The sequence below is a fragment of the Vibrio sp. 11986-1-5 genome (assembly GCF_963878025.1).
In the GTDB taxonomy this organism is placed as follows: Bacteria; Pseudomonadota; Gammaproteobacteria; order Enterobacterales; family Vibrionaceae; genus Vibrio; species Vibrio injensis.
This window is the reverse complement of record NZ_CAWNVW010000011.1, coordinates 284,396-310,438: the sequence shown is the minus strand read 5'-3', so window position 1 is coordinate 310,438 and position 26,043 is coordinate 284,396. Positions and strand designations below refer to the sequence as shown.

Annotated in this window: 26 protein-coding genes and 1 riboswitch; of the genes, 7 read left to right on the top strand and 19 right to left on the bottom strand. The window is 45.0% G+C overall.

The genetic code is table 11. The features are described from left to right. The first annotated feature begins 154 nt into the window (after positions 1-154). Together metG and AACS00_RS04415 are read left to right on the top strand one after the other, a co-directional pair. The gene (metG, locus tag AACS00_RS04420) at positions 155-2,221 is read left to right on the top strand and encodes a methionine--tRNA ligase (protein ID WP_110166621.1); all 2,067 of its coding nucleotides are present in this window, start codon (positions 155-157) and stop codon (positions 2,219-2,221) included. Positions 2,222-2,532: 311 nt separating this feature from the next. Beyond that, entirely contained in the window at positions 2,533-3,339 is an 807-nt protein-coding gene (locus tag AACS00_RS04415) for a hypothetical protein (RefSeq protein WP_110166620.1), read from the top strand. Between the two features lie 85 nt (positions 3,340-3,424). Here AACS00_RS04415 and udp read toward each other — a convergent pair whose 3' ends face one another. The 8 genes from udp to moaA all read right to left on the bottom strand — a co-directional run bounded on the left by udp (position 3,425) and on the right by moaA (position 10,312). Then, the gene (gene udp, locus AACS00_RS04410) at positions 3,425-4,186 is read right to left on the bottom strand and encodes a uridine phosphorylase (RefSeq protein WP_004394883.1); all 762 of its coding nucleotides are present in this window, start codon (positions 4,184-4,186) and stop codon (positions 3,425-3,427) included. 229 nt (positions 4,187-4,415) lie between these two features. Beyond that, positions 4,416-6,704, bottom strand: a complete 2,289-nt coding sequence (locus AACS00_RS04405; protein ID WP_110166619.1) for a zinc/cadmium/mercury/lead-transporting ATPase — start codon at positions 6,702-6,704, stop codon at positions 4,416-4,418. A 180-nt stretch (positions 6,705-6,884) separates the two neighbouring features. After that, the gene (locus AACS00_RS04400; protein WP_004394881.1) at positions 6,885-7,301 is read right to left on the bottom strand and encodes a CBS domain-containing protein; all 417 of its coding nucleotides are present in this window, start codon (positions 7,299-7,301) and stop codon (positions 6,885-6,887) included. A 283-nt stretch (positions 7,302-7,584) separates the two neighbouring features. Continuing rightward, the gene (gene moaE / locus AACS00_RS04395) at positions 7,585-8,034 is read right to left on the bottom strand and encodes a molybdopterin synthase catalytic subunit MoaE (protein WP_110166618.1); all 450 of its coding nucleotides are present in this window, start codon (positions 8,032-8,034) and stop codon (positions 7,585-7,587) included. Between the two features lie 5 nt (positions 8,035-8,039). Next, complete coding sequence (moaD, locus tag AACS00_RS04390) at positions 8,040-8,285, bottom strand: molybdopterin synthase sulfur carrier subunit (protein WP_110166617.1); 246 nt, start codon at positions 8,283-8,285, stop codon at positions 8,040-8,042. Beyond that, complete coding sequence (moaC, locus tag AACS00_RS04385) at positions 8,282-8,761, bottom strand: cyclic pyranopterin monophosphate synthase MoaC (RefSeq protein WP_110166616.1); 480 nt, start codon at positions 8,759-8,761, stop codon at positions 8,282-8,284. Before moaC ends, moaD begins: the two co-directional genes overlap by 4 nt. Positions 8,762-8,770: 9 nt before the next feature. Continuing rightward, a complete protein-coding gene (gene moaB, locus AACS00_RS04380; RefSeq protein WP_004394877.1) occupies positions 8,771-9,283 on the bottom strand; it encodes a molybdenum cofactor biosynthesis protein B in 513 nt (170 codons plus the stop codon). Positions 9,284-9,322: 39 nt separating this feature from the next. Further along, positions 9,323-10,312: a GTP 3',8-cyclase MoaA gene (gene moaA, locus AACS00_RS04375; RefSeq protein WP_110166615.1), complete on the bottom strand. Its 990-nt coding sequence runs from the start codon at positions 10,310-10,312 to the stop codon at positions 9,323-9,325. Then, positions 10,301-10,454: riboswitch (molybdenum cofactor riboswitch) on the bottom strand. Its footprint overlaps the gene before it by 12 nt. A gap of 180 nt (positions 10,455-10,634) precedes the next feature. Between moaA and AACS00_RS04370 the strand changes: the two genes are divergently transcribed. After that, the gene (locus AACS00_RS04370; RefSeq protein ID WP_110166614.1) at positions 10,635-11,525 is read left to right on the top strand and encodes a YvcK family protein; all 891 of its coding nucleotides are present in this window, start codon (positions 10,635-10,637) and stop codon (positions 11,523-11,525) included. A gap of 102 nt (positions 11,526-11,627) precedes the next feature. On the opposite strand, the gene AACS00_RS04365 is transcribed toward AACS00_RS04370, so the two are convergent. Both AACS00_RS04365 and AACS00_RS04360 read right to left on the bottom strand, forming a co-directional pair. Then, positions 11,628-12,599 (bottom strand): lytic murein transglycosylase, encoded by a 972-nt coding sequence (locus tag AACS00_RS04365; RefSeq protein WP_040904182.1) that lies wholly within the window; start codon positions 12,597-12,599, stop codon positions 11,628-11,630. A gap of 20 nt (positions 12,600-12,619) precedes the next feature. After that, the gene (locus AACS00_RS04360; protein WP_072669804.1) at positions 12,620-12,910 is read right to left on the bottom strand and encodes a YcgL domain-containing protein; all 291 of its coding nucleotides are present in this window, start codon (positions 12,908-12,910) and stop codon (positions 12,620-12,622) included. A gap of 298 nt (positions 12,911-13,208) precedes the next feature. Between AACS00_RS04360 and minC the strand changes: the two genes are divergently transcribed. From minC to minE, 3 genes are read left to right on the top strand one after another with little or no spacing between them, the layout of a single operon-like run. Then, positions 13,209-13,871, top strand: coding sequence for a septum site-determining protein MinC (gene minC, locus AACS00_RS04355; RefSeq protein WP_110166613.1), 663 nt, complete (start codon positions 13,209-13,211; stop codon positions 13,869-13,871). A 21-nt stretch (positions 13,872-13,892) separates the two neighbouring features. Further along, entirely contained in the window at positions 13,893-14,705 is an 813-nt protein-coding gene (minD, locus tag AACS00_RS04350; protein ID WP_072669806.1) for a septum site-determining protein MinD, read from the top strand. A 6-nt stretch (positions 14,706-14,711) separates the two neighbouring features. Continuing rightward, entirely contained in the window at positions 14,712-14,975 is a 264-nt protein-coding gene (minE, locus tag AACS00_RS04345; RefSeq protein ID WP_004394871.1) for a cell division topological specificity factor MinE, read from the top strand. Positions 14,976-15,075: 100 nt separating this feature from the next. On the opposite strand, the gene rnd is transcribed toward minE, so the two are convergent. The 8 genes from rnd to AACS00_RS04305 form a co-directional block, all read right to left on the bottom strand. After that, positions 15,076-16,194 carry a ribonuclease D gene (gene rnd, locus AACS00_RS04340; protein ID WP_110166612.1) on the bottom strand — a complete coding sequence of 373 codons (1,119 nt, stop codon included), beginning with the start codon at positions 16,192-16,194 and terminating at the stop codon, positions 15,076-15,078. A gap of 97 nt (positions 16,195-16,291) precedes the next feature. Next, positions 16,292-17,989, bottom strand: coding sequence for a long-chain-fatty-acid--CoA ligase FadD (fadD, locus tag AACS00_RS04335; protein WP_040904178.1), 1,698 nt, complete (start codon positions 17,987-17,989; stop codon positions 16,292-16,294). A gap of 110 nt (positions 17,990-18,099) precedes the next feature. Then, positions 18,100-18,957: an alpha/beta fold hydrolase gene (locus AACS00_RS04330; protein WP_072669808.1), complete on the bottom strand. Its 858-nt coding sequence runs from the start codon at positions 18,955-18,957 to the stop codon at positions 18,100-18,102. Continuing rightward, on the bottom strand, positions 18,957-19,514 hold the full coding sequence (locus AACS00_RS04325; RefSeq protein WP_072669809.1) for a Slp family lipoprotein: 558 nt from the start codon (positions 19,512-19,514) through the stop codon (positions 18,957-18,959). Before AACS00_RS04325 ends, AACS00_RS04330 begins: the two co-directional genes overlap by 1 nt. A gap of 14 nt (positions 19,515-19,528) precedes the next feature. Next, positions 19,529-19,837 (bottom strand): chromosome partitioning protein ParA, encoded by a 309-nt coding sequence (locus AACS00_RS04320; protein WP_110166611.1) that lies wholly within the window; start codon positions 19,835-19,837, stop codon positions 19,529-19,531. 90 nt (positions 19,838-19,927) lie between these two features. Further along, on the bottom strand, positions 19,928-20,638 hold the full coding sequence (gene tsaB, locus AACS00_RS04315; protein ID WP_110166610.1) for a tRNA (adenosine(37)-N6)-threonylcarbamoyltransferase complex dimerization subunit type 1 TsaB: 711 nt from the start codon (positions 20,636-20,638) through the stop codon (positions 19,928-19,930). Between the two features lie 8 nt (positions 20,639-20,646). Continuing rightward, on the bottom strand, positions 20,647-22,575 hold the full coding sequence (locus AACS00_RS04310; protein ID WP_072669811.1) for an ATP-dependent DNA helicase: 1,929 nt from the start codon (positions 22,573-22,575) through the stop codon (positions 20,647-20,649). A gap of 102 nt (positions 22,576-22,677) precedes the next feature. Further along, positions 22,678-22,881 (bottom strand): hypothetical protein, encoded by a 204-nt coding sequence (locus AACS00_RS04305; RefSeq protein ID WP_004394863.1) that lies wholly within the window; start codon positions 22,879-22,881, stop codon positions 22,678-22,680. Positions 22,882-23,066: 185 nt separating this feature from the next. Here AACS00_RS04305 and purU point away from each other — a divergent pair, with 185 nt between their 5' ends. After that, entirely contained in the window at positions 23,067-23,900 is an 834-nt protein-coding gene (purU, locus tag AACS00_RS04300) for a formyltetrahydrofolate deformylase (protein WP_072669812.1), read from the top strand. Between the two features lie 92 nt (positions 23,901-23,992). On the opposite strand, the gene AACS00_RS04295 is transcribed toward purU, so the two are convergent. After that, positions 23,993-25,996 carry an NADPH-dependent 2,4-dienoyl-CoA reductase gene (locus tag AACS00_RS04295; protein WP_072669813.1) on the bottom strand — a complete coding sequence of 668 codons (2,004 nt, stop codon included), beginning with the start codon at positions 25,994-25,996 and terminating at the stop codon, positions 23,993-23,995. Positions 25,997-26,043 lie beyond the last annotated feature (47 nt).

Genomic DNA, 26,043 nt, shown 5'->3' with positions numbered 1-26,043 from the left:
CCTCCTTTTTTGTTCATGCTACCACTCAATCTGCCCACACTGAACCCCAAAAAAGTTAAGGCCTTATCATGACTCACGCCTTGGCGTGAGTAGCTTCATCAGGTAGTATTGAAGGCTATTTTCAATACCTATCAAACATAGCGAATAATTAAGTATGGCAACTGAACCAAGAAACGTTTCTCCAAGGAAACTGCTGGTAACTTGTGCCCTTCCGTACGCTAACGGTTCCATCCACTTAGGTCATATGCTTGAGCATATCCAAGCGGATATTTGGGTGCGCTACCAACGCCTACGCGGCAATATTGTAAATTTCATCTGTGCTGACGACGCTCATGGCACACCAATCATGCTTAAAGCGCAGCAGATGGGTATTACACCTGAAGAAATGATTGCCGCGGTTAGCGAAGAGCACCAGCAAGATTTCGCCGGGTTTGATATTAGTTTTGATAACTATCACAGCACCCACAGTGAAGAAAACCGTGAGTTGGCTTCGCATATTTATCTTGAACTGAAAAAAAATGGCTTTATTTCTAGTCGCACCATTTCTCAGTTATTCGATCCTGAAAAACAGATGTTCTTACCGGATCGCTTCGTCAAAGGCACCTGCCCAAAATGTAAGTCAGAAGATCAATATGGCGACAACTGCGATGCTTGCGGCGAAACTTACAGCCCGACGGAACTGATCAATCCTAAATCTGCGGTCTCAGGTGCAACCCCTGTGATGAAAGATTCTGAACACTTCTTTTTTGACTTGCCACAGTTTGAAAGCATGCTTAAAGAATGGACTCGTTCTGGCTCGCTGCAAACCGAAACCGCCAATAAAATGCAAGAGTGGTTTGAAGGTGGCTTGCAGCAATGGGATATATCCCGAGATGCCCCTTACTTTGGCTTTGAAATCCCCGGTGAAACCAACAAATTCTTTTATGTGTGGCTCGATGCGCCGATTGGTTACATGGGATCATTCAAAAATCTTTGCAGCAAGCGCAATGATTTAGACTTTGATGAATACTGGCGTAAAGACAGTCAAACCGAGCTTTATCACTTTATCGGCAAAGACATTGTTTACTTCCATAGCCTATTTTGGCCAGCGATGCTTGAAGGCAGTGGTTTCCGTAAACCAACCAATGTTTTTGTGCATGGCTATGTCACGGTTAATGGCGCGAAAATGTCGAAATCAAAAGGGACGTTTGTCAAAGCGAGTACTTACTTAAAACATTTAGACCCTGAGTGCTTACGTTACTACTACGCGGCAAAACTGAACAACCGTATTGATGATCTCGATCTAAACCTTGAAGACTTCACGCAGCGCGTCAATGCTGATGTGGTCAACAAGATTGTTAACCTAGCTTCACGCAATGCTGGCTTTATCAGTAAACGTTTTGATAATCAGTTATCTACAACCTTTACAGAGCCTGAATTGTACGCCGAATTTACCGCGGCCGCTGAACGTATTGCTGACCTTTACGAAACTCGTGAATTTGGTCGCGCAATTCGTGAGATCACCGCACTAGCAGATAAAGCTAACCAATATGTGGATGAAAAAGCGCCTTGGGTTGTCGCTAAGCAAGAAGGCCAAGACCAAGCGCTGCAAGATATTTGTACTGTCGGTATTAACCTATTCCGCGTATTAATGACTTACCTCAAGCCTGTAATGCCAGCGTTAGCTGAGCGGACGGAAGCGTTCTTAAATCAAGAACTGACTTGGGATGGTATTCAAACACCACTGACGGCTCATAGCATAACGCCATTTAAGGCGCTGTTTAATCGTATTGACCCTCAGCATGTTGAAGCGATGATTGAAACCTCAAAACAAGAAGCAGCACTGGAAAAAGCCGCGATAGAAAACGCTCAACCCGTTAGTCAAGCAACAGAGTTAAGCAAAGATCCCATCGCTGCAGAAATCGAATTTGACGATTTTGCTAAAGTTGATTTACGGATTGCCAAAATTCTCTCTTGTGAAGCGGTGCCAAAGGCCGATAAGTTACTAAAATTCCAGTTGGATATTGGTGGTGAGACACGCCAAGTTTTCTCTGGAATAAAAGCCGCTTACTCACCTGAAGAGCTGGTCGGTAAATACACCGTGATGGTGGCTAACCTAAAACCACGCAAGATGAAGTTTGGTATGTCAGAAGGCATGATCCTCGCGGCAGGCCCTGGCGGTGACCAGTTGTGGATTCTTGAGCCTCATGAAGGTGCTCAAGCTGGTATGCGGGTGATGTAACCCCTTACTAACGTGATTGGTGATAGCCCTCTCAAATGAGAGGGCTTTTTTATTGCTCTTGTTCACACTTTTAGCACAAGTTGCACCCTTTTGGTGCACAAATACCAGCAAGAAAAATGTAACCAATTGATTTTTAAGATATAAAAAACTGGCATTAAGCATGCAATATCTAACTCCGGGGAATACTCAACCTAGGTGACGTCGTGATATCTGCTCATCAATAGTGATGACCATTCGGTTAACGCGTACAGCAACCTACATTGAGAAAGGAATCTCTGTTCTGAGCAAGCCACACATACAAGGAGTGGATTATGTTTGTCTTTATTTCCATGCTTATCTCTATCGCGATTCTTGGCGGATTATTTTTCTTTGCCAAACAGAAAGAATCCAACCTACAACGTAAATATCAACTCTTAGTTGATTTACGCGAGTTACTTTATCTTTGTCGTCAACATCGTCAAGCTACCCATCATGAGCTGATGTTTGGTCAAGATCGTCAACAAGAGATTCATTCTCTTCAATCCACTATCGATCAGACTTTAAATCATTTGATTGCCCATGCTCATTTTGATAACAAACCTCTGTATCGTATTTTCCAAGCTAAGTTAACCGCCATTCGCCATGAATGGCCTGACTATAGTGTGGCAAGAAACCAAGTCGCTCACGGCAAAGCGATTCGTCATTGTCTATTTTTAATTGATGAAATCGTCCTTGCTTGGTTAGCTGAATCGCATCGAGACGACCTGAGTGATGAATATCATATGAATTGGCAACAAGTCATCGATAGCATGGATTCACTGACTCAGTTACGTTTGTGTATTGAAGAAATGGGGAGTCAAGAGGGACGGCTTCGTCTTCGTCATTACAGTGAGCTCATGCGACGAAAACTGAGTCAACTCGCGCTGATCAGTCCTTTATCGATAGCCTCACCAGCCTGCTCCGAAGCCATGCACCAACTGAGTGAGATCCATGATAATCCGCATTTAGAGCTCGATGCGAAGCAGTTTTATCAACTGACTTCTGAATTATCGCTAACGATCGCTCAAGTGTACGACCAAATGCTGTCCGAAGTGACTGAAAGCCTATACTTACCGTTACCACAACTCGCGCTGGCTTAAAACTCTGCACCGAGACCTAACATTCAAATAGCAAAAGCGCCACGATTGTGGCGCTTTTTAATACTAACTCAATCAATGATAGCGATTATTTAAGCATCTTACGCGCTGCTTCAACCACCACTTTAATTGAACGAGCTTCGGTCTCTTTTAAGGTGGCGTGATCTGGGATCTCTTTTTGAGTACGGTTAATAATAACGCCCGCTACACAGCCTGCTTTTAAACCAGAGCTAGCACACATGGTTAATAGCGTCGCAGATTCCATCTCAAAGTTCAGCACGCCCATCTCTTGCCACTCTTTCATTGAACCTTGAAAACGGCTAACAACACGACCGGTGAATGTGTCATAACGCTCTTGACCTGGGTAGAACGTATCACTTGATGCCGTTACCCCCATGTGAACGGTAGCGCCGCTCTCTTCTGCGGCTTCTTTCATCGCGGTTGCTACTGCAAAATCCGGTACCGCAGGGAACTCCATCGGTGCAAAGTGTAGGCTAGCGCCATCAAGACGTACTGAGCCAGTGGTAACAATCATGTCGCCGACGTTGACGTGTGGTTGAATTGCACCAGTGGTACCAACACGTAAGAAAGAGCGCACACCTAATTGAGCGAGCTCTTCTACCGCAATCGACGTTGATGGACCACCGATACCCGTTGAACAAACCACAACGGATTGACCATCTAACTCAGCGCGATAGAGCGTGTACTCACGATGACTAGCAAGAAAAACAGGATTTTCCATTAATTCAGCGATTTTTTGTACACGTGCAGGATCACCTGGGATAATCGCCAACGTAGCACCATTTAGATCGGCTTGGGTCACTCCTAGGTGAAAGACAGCTTGAGACATAAGTTACTCCTTGATTGCGGCTTGTTCAGCTCATCATTAATTTCGGGTACCACGTGACTCTATCCCAGTCCACAACAACATTTAGTGACAAACATCACAACTACGCTAGCAATAAAAACCAACATTTCAAAGAAAAACGGTTTGCATCACAAAAATGAGCAATTCAAATGCAACTCCACACTATTCGCTCGTGATTCAACTCAAATGACTTTAATCCCTATGGCTCACTCTAATCCGCTACTGATGGCTTAAAGCGTAGTAAACGCAAAGCATTTAGAGTAACCAACGCCGTCGCACCACTATCAGCCAATACTGCCATCCATAATCCCGTGATACCAAGTAAACTGGTCACCAACAAAATGGCTTTTAAACCTAAGGCTACTGTCACATTTTGCCGAATATTATTCAGTGTAGCGCGAGATAATTCGACCATTCCTGCCAACTCAATGAGTCGATTATGGGTTAATGCTGCGTCCGCCGTCTCTAACGCCACATCGGTACCGCTGCCCATCGCAATACCGATACTGGCCTGCTTCATCGCAGGAGCATCATTAATGCCATCCCCCACCATTGCAACCGGTTGAAGCTGTGATAATTGCTCGACCACTTGCACTTTATCCTCAGGCAATAAACTGGCTTGAAAATCCATACCGAGCTTATCGGCGATAGCTGCGGCACTGCGTGGGTTATCCCCAGTCAACATGATGCTGTTAATGCCGATTTTTTTCAGTTGTGCAATCGCGGCTTGCGCCTCATCACGTAATGTATCTTGCCAAGCAATAACGCCTATCGGTTGCTTATTTTGCAAAGCAACAGCGACCGTTTTCCCTTGCGCTTCGAGTTGCTCAATCGATTCAGTGACAGCGGCACTAACCACCACATCGAGCTGAGTTGGCGACAACAGTGAATAGCGTTGACCAGCAACCAAGCCTGTGATACCGCGCCCGGATAAGGCTTGTTGCTCAGATGCTGAGGGGATAACATAACCTTGAGCTTGCACTTTATCTACTAACGAAGTGGCTAAAGGATGGCTAGAGCCTTGCTCAATAGCCGCTACTGCAGCTAACCATTGAGATGACGGCAGCTCCGTTAAGCTGATCATATCCGTTACCTGTGGCTTTCCTTGCGTTAGCGTTCCGGTTTTATCAAACACCATCATGGTCACTCGGCCAAGCTGCTCAAGTGCCGCTCCCCCTTTGATTAAAGCACCGCGTCTTGCTGCCGCCGCTAAGCCAGAGGTAATCGCCGCAGGGGTTGAAATCACTAACGCACACGGACAAGCAATGAGTAATAACGCCAGTCCACGGTAGGTCCAGGTTTCCCATGGCTGAGCAAACATTAATGGTGGAATGAGCACAACCAATAAAGCAATCAGCATCATCAGCGGGGTATACCAACGGCTAAATCGATCTAAAAACCGCTCCAAAGGCGCTTTACGAGATTCAGCTTGCTCAATAAGGTGTAAAATACGGTCAATGGCATTTTGTCCCGGTAATGAAGTGATCTGCACTTGGATCAAACGATCAACCACTACAGAGCCCGCAGCGAGCGTGTCACCAACTTGCTTTTCAACCGGAATCGATTCTCCGGTTAATGCACTTTCATCAATGCTCGCCGCTTGATCCATCAACTGCCCATCAGCAGGTAAACGCCCGCCAGGAGCAACCTCAACGTGATCACCAGGTTGCAGATCTTGCACATCAACTAACACGCGCTGGCCGTGTTCTATTTTCGTCGCTTGATCAGGCACCAGCGCCATCAGCGCTTGAACTCCTGAACGCGCTCGTGCAGCCGCAATGCCTTCTAAGCGCTCGCCAACCAAAAACAGTAATAACACCATCGCCGCTTCTGCCGTCTCACCAAGATACAAAGCGCCCAGTGCGGCGACAGTCATTAACGTTTCAATCGCAAACGGCGTACCTGACTTTGCCAATTGCCAAGCTTTACGCCCAATCGGAACCAAGCCTAACAAACAGGTTAGTGTAAATATCCACTGCGCTAACTCGCTCGACCACTGAGTCATTAGAGCAGCGACTAGCATCGCTGAACTGATCAAAACCAGACGTCGATTGTCTGCTTGTGTTAACCACGTTCGAGGGGATGAGTGAGAAGATGCGACTTTAGAGGTCGAGTGCTGGATCTGAAAACCAGCACGACTAACGGCTTGTTCAACCGCCGCAACCGTTGCTTGCTGATTAAACTGCACCACCAACTTTTCTGTCGCAAACAGAACCTGGGCAGTGACAATATCTGGAATTTTCTGTAACGCCGTTTCTATTTTCCGCGCACACGATGGGCAATCCATCCCCACCACTTGCCAACTGCGTTGGAACTTAGCAACCGAGTCATGCAAATTGTCCGCAGCACTGCGCGTGTTTTTATCTTCAGTTGGTTGAGCGCAGCAAGCAACCTCAGGTTGCACTTGATGGGTGGTTGACGCTGCAGAACAACAAGACGCCTGACTATGAGTGGCATGAGAACCATGAGTGACACCGCACCCTGAATGCTTAACAGACATCAATCAATCTCCTAATTTGATGATGTGTTGAGCTTACACCTTGGAGCTAACTCCAAGGTCAAGTGTTTTTTGCGCATTTAACTATAGGCTCTTGAGCTAAGTTCAAAAAGAGAGAGCGAGTCTCTACAAAACCTTTATCCCACCCTATAAGCCAATGTTCTCACTTTAGTTGTTTAGCGATTAAACTGGGTGTTTAAAACTGGTGGCGAGGTTTTTACCGATCGCTAACAGTACATTACGACGGGTAATGATACCCACTAACTTTCCTTGCTCTATCACCGGATAGACTTTCGGCTTACCGACTTTCATCATATCAGCCAGTTCGATGATTGACGTCTCCGGAGAAACCGACAGCACTTCTTGATGCATGCAGTCACTTACCGTATGAGAGTCATGGCAGAAGTAACTGGCTTTAACTAATTTATCGAGCAAATCTTGTTCAGAAAGAAAGCCGATCACTCTCTTTTGATCATCAATCACTGGCCCACCAAGATGTTCAGAACCACTTACGCGCTCTAAAGCCGCACTGAGTGACATCTCAGGACTAAAGGTCACCGCTTTGACGGTCATGTAATCTCTTACTTTGAGTGAATCCATTACTATCTCCTTGGCGTTCTTAACCATCGCTATGCCATGAGCACATCTCTGAGCTTAGTGATGGCTATCCCATAATGATTAAATAGACAAACAAGTCCTTAATGACACTCCGAGTCAATTAAGGTGCCTATAGTAAGTGTTGACTAATTTCTTGATTTTACTAGAGAGGAAGACGATTTTTTTGTAACAAAGCGAACGTTTTAAGCGAGATATTAAGGCCGAGCCGTTTTAGAGAGGGTACGCCCCGAGTCAGCCAAACAAAAAGCTGGCTCGGGATTTTGATTTACCAACGTTTAGCCGCCTGATGATCGGATTCGCGCGATTCTATCCAGCGTTCAGAGTGTGTGGTGCGTTCTTTCTTCCAAAACGGGGCTTGAGTTTTTAAGCTATCCATAATGAATTCACAAGCAGCAAAACTCGCACCGCGATGGGCACTCGCAACGCCAACAAACACAATTTGCGCACCAACATCCAAATCACCAATCCGATGAATGATACGAACGTGTTGTAAGGGCCAGCGCTGTTGGGCTTGATCACACAGATGACTGAGCGCTTTTTCAGTCATTCCTGGGTAATGTTCAAGACGTAAGCCGATCACATCATCACCGAGGTTGAGATCACGAACTTTACCGACAAATGTGACAACTGCGCCAGCAGCACTATCTTGCGCTAACACCGCATACTCATCGGCCAATGAAAAATCAGCCGTTTGTACAGAAACTCTGCTATCCATCGGTCTCACCCGCCAGTAACTGGTGGAAAAAAGGCCACTTCATCACCCGACTGCAAAGGATGAGTCATAGCCACAATGGTATGATTAACAGCAACCAGTAACTTATCCGCATCTAACGCTAGTGACCACTTATCGCCTTGCAGCACAAGATGCTGTCTAAGAGACTCAACGGTTGCAAAATTGGCTGGCATCTCGACCCGATCACAGCCAACCAACTCTCGAGTCTGTGCAAAAAAAACAACGTTAATCATAGCGTAGCCTTAAAATGCCCGGACTTACCTCCGGTTTTTTCTAATAAACGCACCTGTTCAATGACCATGTCTTTTTGTACCGCTTTACACATATCATAAATAGTCAAAGCGGCAACAGATGCTGCCGTTAACGCTTCCATCTCAACACCAGTTTTCCCTGCTAGCTTACACACGGATTCAATTCGTACACAACTTTCAGCTTCGATAGCTTGTAAATGAACTTCCACTTTAGAAAGCAACAACGGGTGGCAAAGAGGAATTAAATCCCACGTTTTTTTAGCGGCTTGAATACCAGCAATCCGTGCGGTAGCAAACACATCGCCTTTGTGATGCTGCCCAGAAATAATTAACTGCAATGTTTCTGGTGCCATACGAATATAAGCTTCTGCACGTGCTTCACGCACACTATCGAGTTTGGCCGATACATCGACCATATTCGCTTCACCGTTGGCATTAATATGGCTAAATTCAGTCATGTTTTTCTGTTACCCAGCGAGATGAGGCATAAAGTTACATGGACGATGGCTCGCATCTAATTGCTGCTGGATAATTTTCGTCCATCCCGTACGGCAAGCCCCCGTCGAACCCGGCATAGCGAATATCACCGTGTGATTGGCAAATCCCGCTAAGGCTCGTGACTGAATCGTTGAAGTACCAATTTCTTCATACGATACCATTCTAAACAGCTCACCAAAGCCCTCGACCTCTTTATCAAAAAGTGGTTTCAATGCTTCAGGAGTACTATCGCGAGCGGTAAAGCCTGTACCACCAGTAATTAAGATGGCTTGAATCGCCTCATCAGCAATCCACTGTGACACGATGGCACGAATTTTATATTTATCATCGATCACAATTTGCTTATCCGCCAATAGATGCCCCGCAGCTTGCAATTGCTCAGCTAAATAGCCACCAGAGGTATCGTTTTCTTGCGTACGTGTATCGGATACGGTTAGTACCGCAATGTTAGCGGGTTGAAATTTACTTTCTGCATGCCCCATGTCATCACCTTATCTTTTTCATTGTCTGTCCCCAAAAGGCTAGCCACCAATGGATGCCAAATGGGGAGTTATACCTGTATTACCGTCATGTAAAAAATGACTAACAGACTTATGTTGTAACTGGGTTTGAATACGTTCAATTAATGCTGATTGCTGGCTATCTTCTTGTAATAGATCACGTAATGAGAGACCTTGCTCACCAAAAAGACAAAGATGCAGCTTACCTAACGCAGAGATGCGTAACCGATTACAGCTATGGCAAAAATCTTTCTCGTAAGGCATGATCAACCCTACTTCGCCTTGATAATCAGGATGCCAATAAACCTGAGCTGGCCCATCGTGGTGCGCTCTTACTTTTAGTAACCAGCCATCGGCAATCAGTTGATTGCGCAGGGCGACACCAGAAAGATGATGACGAGCAAATAAATCATCCATCTCCCCTGTCTGCATCAGTTCAATAAAACGCAGTTGGATTGGTCGATGTTTAATCCACGCCAAAAATTGAGGCATGGTGTGCGCATTAAGATCTTTCATCAATACGACATTAACTTTCACTTGCGCAAAACCAGCCTCAAAAGCTCGCTCGATTCCCTGCATGACTTGATAAAAACGATTTTCACCGGTGATCTGCTGAAACATCCTCGGGTCTAAACTATCGACACTCACATTAATATCGGTCAATCCCGCCTGCTTCCAAGCCATAACATGATCAGCCATCCGGTAGCCATTGGTGGTGGTGGCAACTTTATCTATCCCATGCTGCTCAGCGACCGTCTGAATAATGTCGGTAAAATCTTTGCGTAAACTCGGTTCTCCCCCAGTAATTCTCACTTTAGAGGTTCCACAACAGGCAAACGCCTTCACCACGCGTTGAATCTCAGGCAGAGTTAAAAAAGCAGAGTTTTTGGTTCCCGAGGGTCGGTACCCCTCTGGTAAACAGTAGGTACACTTAAAATTGCAGACATCAGTCACAGACAGACGTAAATAGTAAAATTTACGCTGATATTTATCTTCGAATGGTTGCGCCACGGAACACCTTTCCAAATACGGGAGGCAAAAAAGTTTCCCACTTTGCCCTTGTGGATCAATTCCACTGGCTTAAATGACTTATCTTCAAAAACGTTGCGCTTAAGAAAACTTAGTGCAGATAAGCTCGGAGTTATGGCAACAATAAGCGTACGATCGACGCTTATCGGTTGCAGCGAACGGATAAAATACTTAAATATTGTGTGTGTTTCCAGCTTCTACTGAAAAAAAACGGTTTTGATGCATAAATTACCACAAAATGAGTACCATCCGCTTGAGCATTACTCTAAATTGTAGGCCATCAAAGAACAACTCGAAATATAACATGTCCCTCTATGATGATAAAAAAGTGGTCGCCATTGGTGGCGGCCACGGATTAGGCAGAATACTCGCTGCATTAAAAGTCTTTGGTTCTAATGCGACAGGCATTGTTACTACTACTGATAATGGTGGTTCTACTGGGCGTATCCGCCACTGCCAAGGGGGTATCGCTTGGGGAGATACACGCAACTGCATTAATCAGTTAATCACAGAGCCATCCATAAGTTCGATGATGTTTGAGTACCGTTTCAAAGGCGCTGGTGAACTGAACGGGCATAATCTTGGCAATTTAATGTTAACCGCCTTAGACCACCTCTCGGTACGCCCGCTAGAAGCGATTAACTTGATCCGTAACATGCTCAAAGTCGATGTCAATATTGTACCAATGTCAGAGCATCCAGCTGACTTAACCGCCCTATCGGTAGAGGGGAAATGGGTCACAGGGGAAACCAGTGTTGATGAAATGGCCCAAGATCTACTGAGGCTGGATCTTGATCCAGAAGTCCCCGCCACTAAGGAAGGCGTCCATGCTATCTCTCAAGCAGATGCGATTATTCTCGGTCCGGGCAGCTTTCTCACCAGTATTATGCCACCGCTATTATTACCTGAAATCGGCCAAGCGATCGCAGAGAATACCCGCGCCAAATTGATTTTTGTTGAGAACCTTTCCCCAGAATATGGCCCAGCGGGACGCATGAGTTTGCAGCAGAAACTAGAATGGTGTGAACGTGCTTGTAGCGCTCGCCATATTGACGTAGTGATTGGTGCCATTAAGCATCCTGAGCTCAATCATCAATGGAATTGTGTCACTCGCGATCTCGCTTCTCCCAATCGTGATTGGCGGCATGATCGCGTCAAGTTACGCAACGCAATTGAAGAGCAATTGATCGGCTAAAAGCGACAATCCACTTTTTATCAATCACCAAGTTACGAGAATAAAAAGGGCTGTAATTGAACAGCCCTTATCGAAGAAACTAACCACTTTGGTCACTCATGGTTAAAATTTGATTCTATCGGCTAAATGACTGACTGCAACCGCGAAGTAGTGCGAGCGGTTCCATTTCATCAACACATTATAATTGTTATAAACCAAATAAATTCGCCCACTTTCATCGTCTGGCATAATGAGCCAAGCTTTGATGTCCTCTTTCAACTGTGGTAGCGGTTGACCATCATAACGAGTGATACCAAGCTCACTCCACTCGCGCAGCAACTTGCCTTTTTCAGCCTGACGGCCTTCCAAAGCTTTATCAAAATTAGCTGGAATTTTTACCTGACGCCCCCAAGTATAACGATCATCCCAACCAGATTTACTTAGATAATTAGCCGTTGACGCGAATACATCTGCCTTGGTGCCCCAAATATCTTTTTTACCGTCACCATCACCGTCTGCGGCAAACGCTAAAAAGGAGCTAGGCATGAACTGACATTGTCCCATCGCCCCTGCCCATGAGCCTTTCATTTCATCAACCGTAATATGCCCTTGTTGCAAAATTTGTAATGCAGCCATGGTTTCCTTACGGAAAAACTCTTCACGCCGACCATCATAGGCCATTGTTGATAAGGCATCGATAACAGGGAAATTGCCAGTAAAACTACCGAAATTACTTTCCACGCCCCAAAGTGCCACAATAAAACGCGGCTGAACACCATATTGCTTACCAATACGCTGTAATTCATCATAATGCTTTTCATACAGGGCTTGAGCTTGTTTGACTTTCCAATCAGGCACTGCACGAGGAATGTATTCATCTAAAGTTAAACGTCTTTCCGGTTGATTACGATCTGCGGTGACGGCTCTAGGTCGATATTCCACATTAGCAAACGCTTCTGCCAATATTTGCTCAGAAATGCCTTCTTGACGCGCCTGTTGCTTTAACCCTTCAAGATATTGCTCAAAACTCACCGTATTGGCTAGCAAAGGAGCCGATAGCGTTAACCCTAAAATAACTGACAGTAATTTTCTCAAGATGCCCTCCTCAAGCGATCCTAATCAGCAGTGGTTTGTCTACTTTGTGCTTTCTGCTGTTTATGTATATCCAATAAATTTTCTGTTGGTGGGGGAAGCTGTAAGAAGAACCCCGTTTCTTGCAACGCTGTCTTTACCTTATCCACATCCACTCGAGCTAGCTGACGATTGGTCAAGTTGACTAACATGACAAAGATAGGTTTACCAAAGGTCTCAAGTAAAATGTCAGGAACTTGTGAAAAATCATCCCTTTTCGGAATATACAGATAAGTCCCTTCTTTTTTCGAACTTTTATAAATAGAACAAAGCATGCCAACCCTTTTGTATTGTGTTATCTGCGAGATATGCGGTCAAAGAGAGTATACACCCAAATGACTTGGATATATTTTGAATAACCACAATGAAAATTGCGAGTAAATCACGTATTTGACCGCAAGATAACTTGCTGTCACTGAGCGCTGAATATAACATGACAGCCATTGTCTCCGACAACGCTAATTATTCTATACCCAAGTAACCTCAAAATAAGTATGCTCCTTTTTTCGAGTGTTGTGAGCTGATTTGGGTATATAACCAGCGTTACCAACATTTATTGAGGTCAACGTTATCATGTCTCATACACCTGACCTAAAAGGCAGCAGCTTTACTTTATCTGTATTGCACCTTGCAGATCATCATGTTGCCACTGCGATCGATTTTCTTAAACAAAAAGCGGATCAAGCTCCTGCTTTTTTTGCTAATGCACCAATTGTGCTTAATATTAATAAAGTCGGCGGTGAAATGGATTTTCATGCTCTTAAACAAGGCATTCGTGAAGCCGGCTTTGTTCCCGTTGGCATTACTGGCTGTAAAGATAAACGTTGTCAACGTCAAGCATTCGAGGCGGGCTTTGCCGTTATGACAGCCAGCAATACGCCAGCAAACGCGCCGGCAACAATGGCGCCGACGAAAGTGATTCATACGCCAATCCGCTCAGGCCAGCAAGTTTATGCTAAAGATGGTGATTTAGTGATTCTTAGCCATGTGAGCCCAGGCGCAGAAGTCATCGCCGACGGTTCAATCCATATTCATGGTACATTACGTGGCCGAGCGATTGCTGGGGCGAGTGGTCAAAGAGAAGCAAAAATAATTTGTAATGATTTACAAGCCGAGCTGGTGTCTATTGCAGGAAATTACTGGCTAAGCGATCAAATTGATAGTCAATTTTGGCAAAATAAAGTGATGCTCAGCTTAAATGATGAGTCACTGCATTTTGATAAATTGACAATTTAGATTCGAAAGGAAATTAATTAAATGGCACGCATTATTGTTGTAACGTCAGGAAAAGGCGGAGTGGGTAAAACCACTTCCAGCGCAGCCATTGCCTCAGGGCTGGCGCTGAAAGGTAAAAAAACCGCGGTGATTGATTTTGATATCGGGCTGCGCAATCTCGATTTAATCATGGGGTGCGAACGACGAGTGGTGTATGATTTTGTCAATGTTCTCAATGGCGAAGCCACTCTGAATCAGGCGCTGATCAAAGATAAACGCAATGAAAACTTATTTATTTTGCCAGCTTCACAAACGCGAGACAAAGACGCTCTGACCAAAGAAGGGGTACAGCGTATCCTCAATGAGCTTAATGAGATGGGGTTTGAGTTTATTATTTGTGACTCTCCTGCAGGTATTGAGCAAGGCGCGTTAATGGCGCTCTATTATGCAGATGAAGCGATTGTCACGACGAACCCTGAAGTCTCTTCTGTACGTGATTCAGACCGTATTCTCGGAATTTTAGATTCAAAATCACTGCGTGCCGAACAAGGTCTTCCGCCAGTTAAACAGCATTTACTATTAACACGTTATAACCCAACAAGGGTTAATCAAGGCGAGATGCTCAGTGTTGAAGACGTTGAAGAAATTTTGCATATTCCGCTGCTGGGGGTTATCCCTGAGAGCCAAGCCGTATTAAACGCCTCAAACAAAGGTGTCCCAGTGATTTTTGATGAGCAATCTGACGCAGGTCAAGCCTATGATGATACAGTCGAAAGACTGCTTGGCCAGCAAGTAGAGTTTCGTTTTCTTACTGAGCCGAAAAAAGGCATCTTTAAACGACTTTTTGGAGGCTAAATTAGTATGTCTTTACTTGAGTTTTTCCGCCCACAGAAAAAAAACTCGGCTAGCTTGGCTAAAGAGCGCTTACAAATTATTGTTGCCGAGCGCCGCAGCCAAAGCGATCCTGCGCCAACCTATTTACCACAACTTAAAGAAGACATTCTGAAAGTGATTGCTAAATACGTTGCGATTGATCCATCGATGGTTGAGCTTTCTTTTGAGCATAAAGATGACGACATTTCTGTTCTGGAGTTAAACGTAAAACTCCCTGATGAAGAGAAGTAAGTCAGCGCAACAATACTGACGCAGCTTTATCAACAGGCCATCCCAACAGAGCAAAGGTTGGGATGACTACTGTCGACTGCCACTTAGTGGCTGATAAATGTTATCCGATCAGCTTATTGAGTCGCTCACCGAGTAAAGGTAAACGCCAATTTTGCATTAAGTCTGGCAGGTGATCCGGTTCACGTTGCTGGTTCCAAACCCAACTCACCAACTGATTTAACTGCTTTTTCGATGCTAAAAACTCGCTTGCTAAACCTGAGGTTTGCGATACCATCTTAACCTCATCTTTGAGTTTTTTGAATAGCTGCTTATAGCCAGGGTAATCCATTAACGGCACGATCGCCGCAGGATAACTCTCTACAGGTGTCTGTTTCGCTTGTTTAACAATCGTTGCTATCGCATCACTATGACGACGAATCACATGTGGGTCTATCCCCGCTTCTTCCATTTGCTTTGGAGAACTCAGTGCTAGACGGGCAATCGTCAGTAAATCATGCTCACGGATGACAAAATTTAAAGCTAAATCGCGTTTAACCGCTTGTTGATAACGCCAAGTAGCAAGCGGTTTTAAAATCGCTAACTCTTTAGGTTTGAGTTGCCAAGCCCCTTTGATCTCAAGGTAAGCTAATTGTGCATCAAACATTCGAGTCCGTTTTTCAACTTGCAGTTGTGACTCTTGTAAAACGGCATCCCACCAGCCAGCTTGGGTGACTTTATCGAGTAGCTGTTCATACATCGGCAGTAAATAAAAAACATCCGCGGCGGCATACTCTAATTGTTTTTCAGACAAAGGCCGCGCAAGCCAATCGGTGCGAGATTCACTTTTATCTAACTCAACATTGAGTAAATCATTCGCCAAAGCAGCAAAGCCGGTTGATAAGCCATAACCAATAAAGGCCGCCATCAACTGAGTATCTACCATCGGAAATGGCACACAGCCTAGACTGTTATGAAATACTTCCAGATCTTCCCCGCAGGCATGCAACACTTTTAAGACAGAAACGTCTTGCAGCAGCTCAATAAATGGAGCCATATCCACCATCGCCAGCGGATCGATAAGTGACAGCGTCTCTCCATCAAATAGTTGGATTAAACCTAATTGCGGAAAGAACGTCCGGGTGCGGACGAATTCAGTATCAAGCATGACAACGTCTGCCTGACGAGCAAGTGCACACACTCGCTGTAACTCATGCTGCTGATTAATAATTTGATAATTCACAAATGGCTCACTCTGCCTGTGTTGATTTGGGGGCGCTAAGATAAAAAAATGCCGACGAGAATGGTCGGCATTGTAACATTAAAACGCTATTGCGCACTTAAGCACATTTCGACTTTTCTGCCAGTTGCGCATCGTTTTCTTCACGCAGTACGCGACGTAAAATCTTACCAACGTTAGTCTTAGGCAGCTCTTCTCTGAACTCAATCAGTTTAGGAATTTTATAACCCGTCAAGTGCTTACGACAGTGAGTAATAATTTCTTCTTTCGTTAAACTTGGGTCGCGTTTAACCACATAAATTTTAACGACTTCACCAGACACTTCATGCGCTTGACCAATCGCCGCCACTTCTAGCACTTTGCCATGCAGTGCAACAACATCTTCTATTTCATTCGGGTAGACGTTAAATCCAGACACAAGAATCATGTCTTTTTTACGGTCAACGATGTAGATCATACCCTCTTCATCAAAGCGCACAATATCCCCTGTCGACAACCAACCATCTTCATTAATCACTTCTTTGGTGGCTTCAGGTCGCTGCCAATAGCCTTGCATTACCTGTGGGCCACGTACTTGAAGTTCGCCGGTTTGATCATTGGCCACGACGTTCCCTTCATCATCAACCATACGAACTTCAGTCGAAGGCACGGGTAAACCAATCGCGCCAGAGTAATCGGACAAGTCATAAGGGTTACCGGTGACCAAAGGTGAACATTCCGTTAAACCATAACCTTCGAGTAAATGGATACCGGTGATCTTTTTCCATTTTTCAGCCACTGCGCGTTGTACGGCCATACCACCGCCAACCGACAATTGGAGATGACTAAAATCCAGTTCATGAAAATCTTCATTATTCACTAACGCATTAAACAGCGTATTCACACCAGTAATCGCCGTGAATGGATATTTTTGAAGTTCTTTGATAAAGCCGGGGATGTCGCGAGGATTGGTGATCAGTAGATTACGCCCCCCCATTTCGATAAACAGTAGACAGTTTACCGTGAGTGCAAACACGTGATAAAGCGGCAATGCCGTTACCACCAATTCACGTCCTTCACGTAAAACCGGACCATATGCACCCTTGGCTTGCAATACGTTAGCGACCATGTTGCGATGAGTCAAAATCGCACCTTTCGCTACCCCCGTTGTCCCACCGGTATACTGTAGAAACGCAATGTCTTCACCGGACATAAAAGGCTTAACGTATTGTAAACGACGCCCCTTATGCAATGCCTTACGCATTGATATGGCGCCCGGTAAATCATATTTAGGAACCATACCTTTGACATACTTGACCACAAAATCAACCAAGGTCCCTTTAGCGCGAGGTAACATTTGCCCAAGACTGGTCAAGATGACATGCTTAACTTGAGTGTTCGCGACAATTTGCTCTAAAGTATTCGCAAAATTGGAGACGATTACGATCGCACGAGCATCGGCATCATTTAATTGATGTTCTAATTCACGTGGGGTGTATAGAGGGTTGACGTTAACCGCGATCATTCCTGCTCGTAATACGCCAAATAGAGCGACGGGATATTGCAATAGATTCGGCATCATCAACGCTACTCTATCGCCCTTTTTCAGCTTTAATTCATTTTGTAAATAAGCAGCAAATGCTCGACTGCGCTCTTCCAACTTACGAAAAGTCATTACCGACCCCATATTCATGAATGCGGGTTGGTCAGCGTATTTATGGACAGATTGTTCGAACATTTCGACCAATGATAAATATTGATCGGGATTAATCATTTCTGGTACGTCAGTGGGATAACGTGAGAGCCAAGGTTTATCCACAGTAATACTCCTCGTAATAGGCTGGCATAATCAAGATTATCTTTGTTATAAAAATGATCACTATTACAGCACAGCCAGAGCGCTTGAGCACGAAAGACTCAAACACTTGTTTAAATTTTGTTAACTAAGCCAAGAATTAGTTCTGCGACCTGTAAAGGTTGTTGAAGATGACAATGATGTCCACCAGCAATAAGTGATGATTGACCATGCAGCCCACTATAATGAGTTAGATCTGTTTGCAATGAAGCAAATCCTTGATCTCCTAAAATAACATGATGTGGACAAACAATATTATCCATCACCGCTTGAGCGTGCTGCAAAGTTTGGCGATACAATGAATCGCACAGTAACTTATTATCATGACGCCACCGCCACTGAGCTCCCACTTGATGAAGACCTCGTCTCACCACTGGTTCAATCAATTCATCAGGCAGTTGATTCACCCGAGCACGATGCTCAATCGCCTCCTCGACGCTAGAGTAAGAACGAGTTGGCTTACGCCTTATTCGTTGTCGACTCAACACCCCTTTCCGTAATCGTTGGACACTATCCACCGCATCTTCCGTTAAGGGTAAAAAACCTTCAATTTGCACTAATCCTGCGACTTGTTCAGGAAAGGCGGCACTATAGCAACTTGCGATTAAAGCACCAAGTGAATGCCCCACTAGCACCAGTCTGTTTGGCGAAAGATTGTGCAATACTTGATAAACATCATCGATATAATCATGAAAGGAATAATAATTCGCCGCAGGTTTATGGCTTGATAAACCATGCCCGGGCAAATCAATAGTACAAAAATGCCCTTCAGGGGCAAGTTGCTGGAGTAATGAAATAACCGGAATAAAGCTGGCGGCATTGTCTAACCAGCCATGTAAAAAAAGGACACTGTAGTCAGATTGCCGTACATCACCTACCGTTAACCCAGCAATCTCACCATAAGCAATAGTAAAAGTTTCGCTGCGGAGCATCACTTCACTTCTTGAATCACTCGGCCACTACGCGGAAAGTCCTCAACGTGACGGCAATAGAAACTCCGACATGGGAAAACATAAGGCGTAATGTCATCAATAATGACTCGCTCTTCCACTCGCCATAAATGTGAACCACGTACCTTCATCACCGGGAACGTATACTCAAATTCGCCTACGGTACCCATTTCTGGTTGAGTGGTAGTGCCAATAAAAGTCACTAATCGACCTTGACCATAAGCAATCGGGTCGACAAAACCATCAATATAGCCAATAAAACGACCTTGAGGCTCATCCGTTAGTAGCGGCTTACCAGCCTTATCTATCGGTAAATTGACCACTTCAATACGGGTTCTATCGACCAAATTTGTTACCTGAGCGATAACGCCGCCTAAACGTACCTCATTAACGGTATCGCTGGGTTGAGTCAACCACTGTTGGTAATCAGTAATCAGCGCATCGTTGTCCGTCGCTAAGGTCGGTGGTAGCGACGAGCAAGCCGTCAATAAACTAAGTAGAGCGCAAGCAGGTAAGAATAACCAACGGTTGGATAACATAAAAAGCCCCTTAATTAGATATACAGATCGACACCGAGCATTTGTGTAAGTTCCTCTTTCTTAGCATGATTCATAATATCTAAATATTCTTCCATTGCCTTACGCGCTCGTCCTTCGGGTAAATCATAATGCAGTTGCGCGCGGTGAAGATCGGCAGAATCTATCTGACGTATTGAATGAGCAACCGCCTCGGCGACTTTACTGGTTGAGGCCGCCGAAGATGAAGAATGAGAGACTTGGTTTTTCTTCGCTTTTGACACCCGTTGAGTATTGGTAATTCGTCCTGGCGGCAAGCCATTGATTGAACCATTAATTGCGACCATAATGCTCCTTATCTACCTGTACGGGCCAAAGAAGAAACCGATCTTCTCCTGAGACACTTAAACCGACTTTATCTTAATAAAGCATAGCGGTTATTCTCGTCCTGGCAGTTTTTTCCACGCGACTGTATCCCTTAAATAACAAGGCGTGGCTTGCTCTACAGGGACATACAGGCCTTTTTTCCATGCTTGTTGTGCCAATACCACCATATCTTGCGCTTGAGGATACAACACCTCGCTTTGTGCTGTACGCAATGGCAAAGTCGCGAGGGTTTCGGCATTAGCTTGCCAACCGGTTCCCGTCATCGTCCAACAATCCTTATCCTCTGCTTGAACCGCAAGATGATCAAGTAGCCGAGAGGGAGCAATCACACACTCAGCGTCAAGTTCAGACCAACTGCCGTCGGCTTGGCGAACAAAACGCCCCCAGTAAACCTCACTCATTCGTGCATCAATGGCACAAGCGACGTGAGTCGCGCCCTGCTCTCGGTAAGCGGCTTGTGCCATCGCAGCTAAAGTCGAAATACCGATCATCGGTACATCAGCACCAAAGGCTAAACCTTGTGCAATTCCGATACCAATTCGGACTCCGGTGAAACTCCCAGGGCCACGGCCAAACGCCAGTGCATCTAACTCTTGCAATGTGATGCCCGCTTCTTTAAGCACTTCATCGACCATTGGTAGAATTTTTTTGGTGTGATCTCGTGGTGCCACTTCACTACGTGAGTAAAGTTTATCACCGACCATCAAAGCAACCGAGCACGCCTCGGTTGCGGTATCTAAAGCAAGAATGGTTGCACTCATGAATATCTCTAATTAGTGTTTGTTACAGAAAGAGATTGCAGAAAGTCTTTTACCACCGTCAAATCACGTGTTCGTGGTATCGGAGGCAAACTAGCTAAAAATACGCCGCCATAATCACGGGTAACTAAACGATTATCACAGATAATCAATACGCCTTTGTCTTTCTGATCTCGAATGAGTCGTCCTACTCCCTGTTTAAGAGTAATGACAGCATCAGGTAATTGGACCTGAGCAAAAGGATCGCCACCGCGTAAACGACAGTCCTCAATTCGCGCCTTTAATAGCGGATCATCTGGAGAAGTAAACGGCAGTTTATCAATAATAACACAGCTTAGGGTATCGCCTCTAACATCAATCCCTTCCCAAAAAGCCCCTGTCGCGACTAAGAGCGCATTACCAAGCTCCATAAATTGCGCCAGCGTTTTTTGCTTACTGGTTTCCCCTTGCAACAGTACCGGAAGGCTCAAATGCTCACGAAATCGCTCACCCAACTCGCGCATCATAGTATGTGAGGTACACAAAAAAAAGCAGCGTCCTTGGTTTTGTTCAATTACCGGGGCGAGCATTTCAACCAACTTATCCGCTAACCCTGCGCTATTGGGTTCTGGCAAGTAACGGGGGACGCACAGTTTCGCTTGCTGTTGATAATCAAAAGGGCTCGGTAAGGAAAATTGCTCACTGGGTTTTAGCCCCAAACGCTGGGTGAAGTGTGCAAAATCTTCATTTACGGCTAACGTTGCCGAAGTGAAAATCCACGCACCAGACTTGAGATTAATTTGCTCTTGAAACTTATCAGCGATCGATAATGGCGTAATGTGTAAACTAAAATGCCGTGGCGTGGTATCAAACCAATAAGAGTATCCGGTGATTGAGACATCACAAACCCGAACAATACGTGCTTTTAAGGTATTCGCGCGCTCAAAAGCGGTATCAAGCAACTGACTTCGACCAAGGGCAAGCTTTAACACGTCGATAGCAAAAGTTAAACTCTCTTCTAATCGCTCTACTTGCTGAGCAATACTGGGCACCGCCAGCGCGTCTCGCCAATTGCCGCGAAAACCAGAGTCCCCCAATAGTACGCGCAAATCCATCGCCGTTTGCTGGAGTTTATCGCCAACTTTTTGCAGTTGGCGCATATCTTTTGCTTCAGTACGATAGCCAATTTCAATATCTTTGGCTAAGTCTTGGATCTGTCGGCTTGAAACCGATTGACCAAAATATTGGCTTGCAATATCAGGTAACTGGTGCGCCTCGTCAAAAATAAACACCTCAGCTTCTGGAATTAGCTCACCAAATCCGGTCTCTTTGATGGCCAAATCCGCTAGGAAAAGATGGTGGTTAACGACTACGATATCGGCGTCCATAGCCTTACGTCGCGCTTTTGAGACAAAGCAATCTTGATAACTTAAACACTCTTTGCCTAAACAGTTATCGTTGGTCGAAGTAATGGTCGGGATGATCATGCTATCTTCCGCCAACTCATCACACTCACCGAGATCGCCGCTTTTGGTCGATGATGACCAACTGCGTACTTTAACCAATTGGGTTAATAATGTTGGATCGCTTTGCGCATGATGGCTTTCAACCATTTGTCGGCTCAGCCTATCTAAACAGAGATAGTTAGCACGCCCCTTCAAAAGCGCCACTTTGCCATAAAACCCCAACGCATTGACCATTAAAGGTAAATCTCGATGAAATAGCTGCTCTTGTAAGTTTTTTGATCCCGTACTGATGATGACTTTTTTGCCACTCAGTAATGCAGGAACCAAATAAGCAAACGTTTTACCCGTTCCCGTACCTGCTTCAACCACTAATTGTGATTGATTCTCTATCGCTTTAGCAACGGCCAACGCCATATCAACTTGAGCTTGACGCCCCTGAAAACCAGGAATGGCTTTGCCCAAAGCCCCATGTTGAGAAAAGGTTTTAGCGATCATGACAGCAATAATGACGGTGAGGAATGGAGCGATTATGGCAGGTTTGTTACGACAGCGCGAATCGAAATCCGCTTCGCGCTGAGAGGATAACTAAAAAACGTTTTATTTGCGATTGAGATAACGCGCTAGCCAAGGAGGAGCGTCGTAACCATTACTGGCTGTCGGCATCATGGCTTTTGCGGCATCCACTGGGGAAGCTTTACTTTCCCACATCGCATCCAATAGTGCTTCATCAATTGGATTTTCACCCATCAGAGCATGCACACGCTCTACATATAATTTACGTGCAAGTAGTTCTTTGTCCATACACACCACCTTAAATGGTACTCAGCAAAAGACTGAAAGAGGAAGCCGCTTGGATCTAGCCGTGATAGTTGTTGAATCCTTATTAATAATAGATTAATTATAGTCGCTACAGTGTGGTCTGCATCACCGTTCTTGCAGCCTTGATTTATTTTACAGACCGAGAAAAATACTCACGGAAGTTATCAATGGAAAAAAAAACCCTCCTGACGCATTGCAGTGATGCCCCAGGATTGATCTCAAAAATCACTAATATTTGTTATAAACATCAACTTAACATCATTCATAACAATGAATTTGTCGATAATACCAGCGGTCATTTTTTTATGCGCACCGAGTTAGAAGGGTATTTTAATGACACCACATTTCTCGCCGATCTTGATCAAGCTCTACCACCGGGTACCAAACGCAAACTGATAGGTTCGGCTCGTAAGCGCATCATTATTATGGTGACCAAAGAAGCACATTGTCTTGGCGATATTTTAATGAAGACTTACGATGGTAGCTTAGAGGTGGACATCGCGGCTGTGGTCGGCAATTACGATACTCTGCAAGGCCTGACTGAAAAATTTGATATTCCTTATCATTATGTCTCTCACGAAGGACTTAATCGCCAAGAGCATGAACAGAAGATCCTCGACGTCATTGAGCCTTACTACGTCGATTTTGTTGTGTTAGCCAAATATATGCGGGTACTCACGCCCGGTTTTGTGGAAAAATTCCATCATAAAATCATCAATATTCATCATAGTTTTTTACCGGCTTTCATCGGTGCAAAACCTTATCAACAAGCTTACGAGCGTGGCGTTAAAATCATTGGCGCAACCGCACACTTTGTCACTAACGATCTCGATGAAGGGCCAATCATTAAACAAGATGTGATTCCGGTTGATCATACCTTTAGTGCACAAGACATGGCTCAAGCGGGTCGTGACGTGGAGAAGAATGTACTCAGCAAAGCCATCAACAAAGTGATTAATGATCACGTGTTTGTTTATGGTAATAAAACTGTGATTTTATAGTCGCCCAGACCAAATCGCAACGCTTCAGATAGATAAACTAAGGGGCCTTATCAGCCCCTTATGTTTTTATATTCTAATGATTAATGGCGCACTTACAATTTCACCGCTAACTCGACGCCTTGGCGAATCGCCCGTACCGCATCAAGCTCTCCGGCAACATCGGCTCCGCCAATCACATGCACTTTATCCCCCAAACTTGCCCATTGATCAGCAAACGGTCGAACCGACTCTTGCCCAGCGCACACAATAACCGTATCAGCGTCTAACAGTTTCTGCTGACCATCCAATGTGATGTGTAGCCCCTGGGCGTCTATTTTCTCATAGCCGACCCCACCTAACATATTAACGCCACGTTTCTCTAGCGTACGTTTGTGGATCCAACCTGTTGTTTTGCCTGGGCCTTTACCCACACGTCCTTTACGACGCTGTAGCAGCCAAACTTGCTTATCACTGACCGCATCAGGATATGGGTATAACCCGCCTGGGTGGACAATCTCTTTATCAATTCCCCACTCATGTAACCAGTCATCTAAATCGTGATCCGTAGGCTCGGTTATCATTGTCGCAACATCAATACCAATACCACCAGCACCAATAATAGCCACCTTTTCACCTACAGGTGTCTTTTCGCGGATTAATGTCTGATAATCAATCACTTTCTCTGGGTTATCTAGCCCTTCTAAATTGATCTTTCTGGGTTCGACTCCTGAAGCCATCACGACTTCATCGTAACCGTCCAACATATCGAAAGTAACCGCTTGGTCTAAATGCAATTTAACCCCAGTCTGATCGATACGATTGGCAAAATAGCGAATGGTTTCACGAAACTCTTCTTTACCTGGAATTTGCATCGCTAATCTAAATTGTCCGCCGATACGATCATTACGTTCAAACAAATCGACCTCATGACCTCGCTCGGCCAATGTCGTTGCACAAGCAAGGCCCGCGGGACCTGCGCCCACTACCGCAACTTTCTTTTTATGGGTAGCTGGTTGGATACGAATTTCGGTTTCATAACAAGCGCGAGGGTTCACCATACAAGTGGCTCGCTTAGCCTGGAAAATATTATCTAAACAGGCTTGGTTACAACCAATACAGGTATTGATCAGTGCCGCTTTATTTTGCTCAGCTTTACGCACAAAATCAGGGTCAGCCAAGAAAGGACGGGCCATTGAAACCATATCAGCTTGGCCACTAGCCAGTATTTTTTCCGCTTGTTCAGGCGTGTTTATCCGGTTACATGTCACTACTGGCACCGTAAGATGCGATTTGATTTTTTCCGTCACCCAACTGAACGCCGCACGTGGTACTTGCGTGGCAATAGTCGGGATCCGCGCTTCATGCCAACCAATTCCGGTATTAATGATGGTCACTCCCGCTTTTTCTAATCCCTTAGCGAGCTGTAAGACCTCTTCAAAGGTACTGCCTTCTTCAACTAAATCGAGCATAGATAGACGGAAAATAATGATGAATTCTTTACCGACCGCTTCGCGTATCGCACGTACGACTTCAAGAGGAAAACGCATGCGATTTTCATAGCTACCGCCCCAATCATCGTAACGAACGTTCGTTCGTTTACAAATAAACTGGTTAATGAGGTAGCCTTCAGAGCCCATGATTTCAACCCCATCGTAACCCGCTAACTGAGCTAACTCAGCACTATGAGCAAAGGCTTGAATAGTATTACGTATCTGTCGAACACTCATTTCACTTGGGGTAAATTTAGCAATCGGCGCTTTAATCGCCGAGGCACTCTGTGCGAACGGATGCATCGCATAGCGTCCAGCATGCAATAGCTGCAGCGCAATCTTGCCACCATGACGGTGTACCGCCTCAGTCACCACTTGGTGTGCTTTGGCATGCTTAGTCTTGCTAAATTCAGCACTAAATGGATGCAATCGACCACGTAAGTTTGGCGAAAAACCACCGGTGACAATTAAGCCAACGCCACCTTTCGCTCGTTCTTCATAAAAAGCAGCCAATTTACTTAGTCCCTCTTTATGTTCTTCAAGTCCAGTATGCATTGATCCCATTAATACGCGATTACGCAGTTGAGTAAATCCTAAATCTAAAGGCTGTAATAGGTGTGGGTACATGGTGACATCACTTTTTTGTTATCTTTATGGTCGGACCAGAATAATCC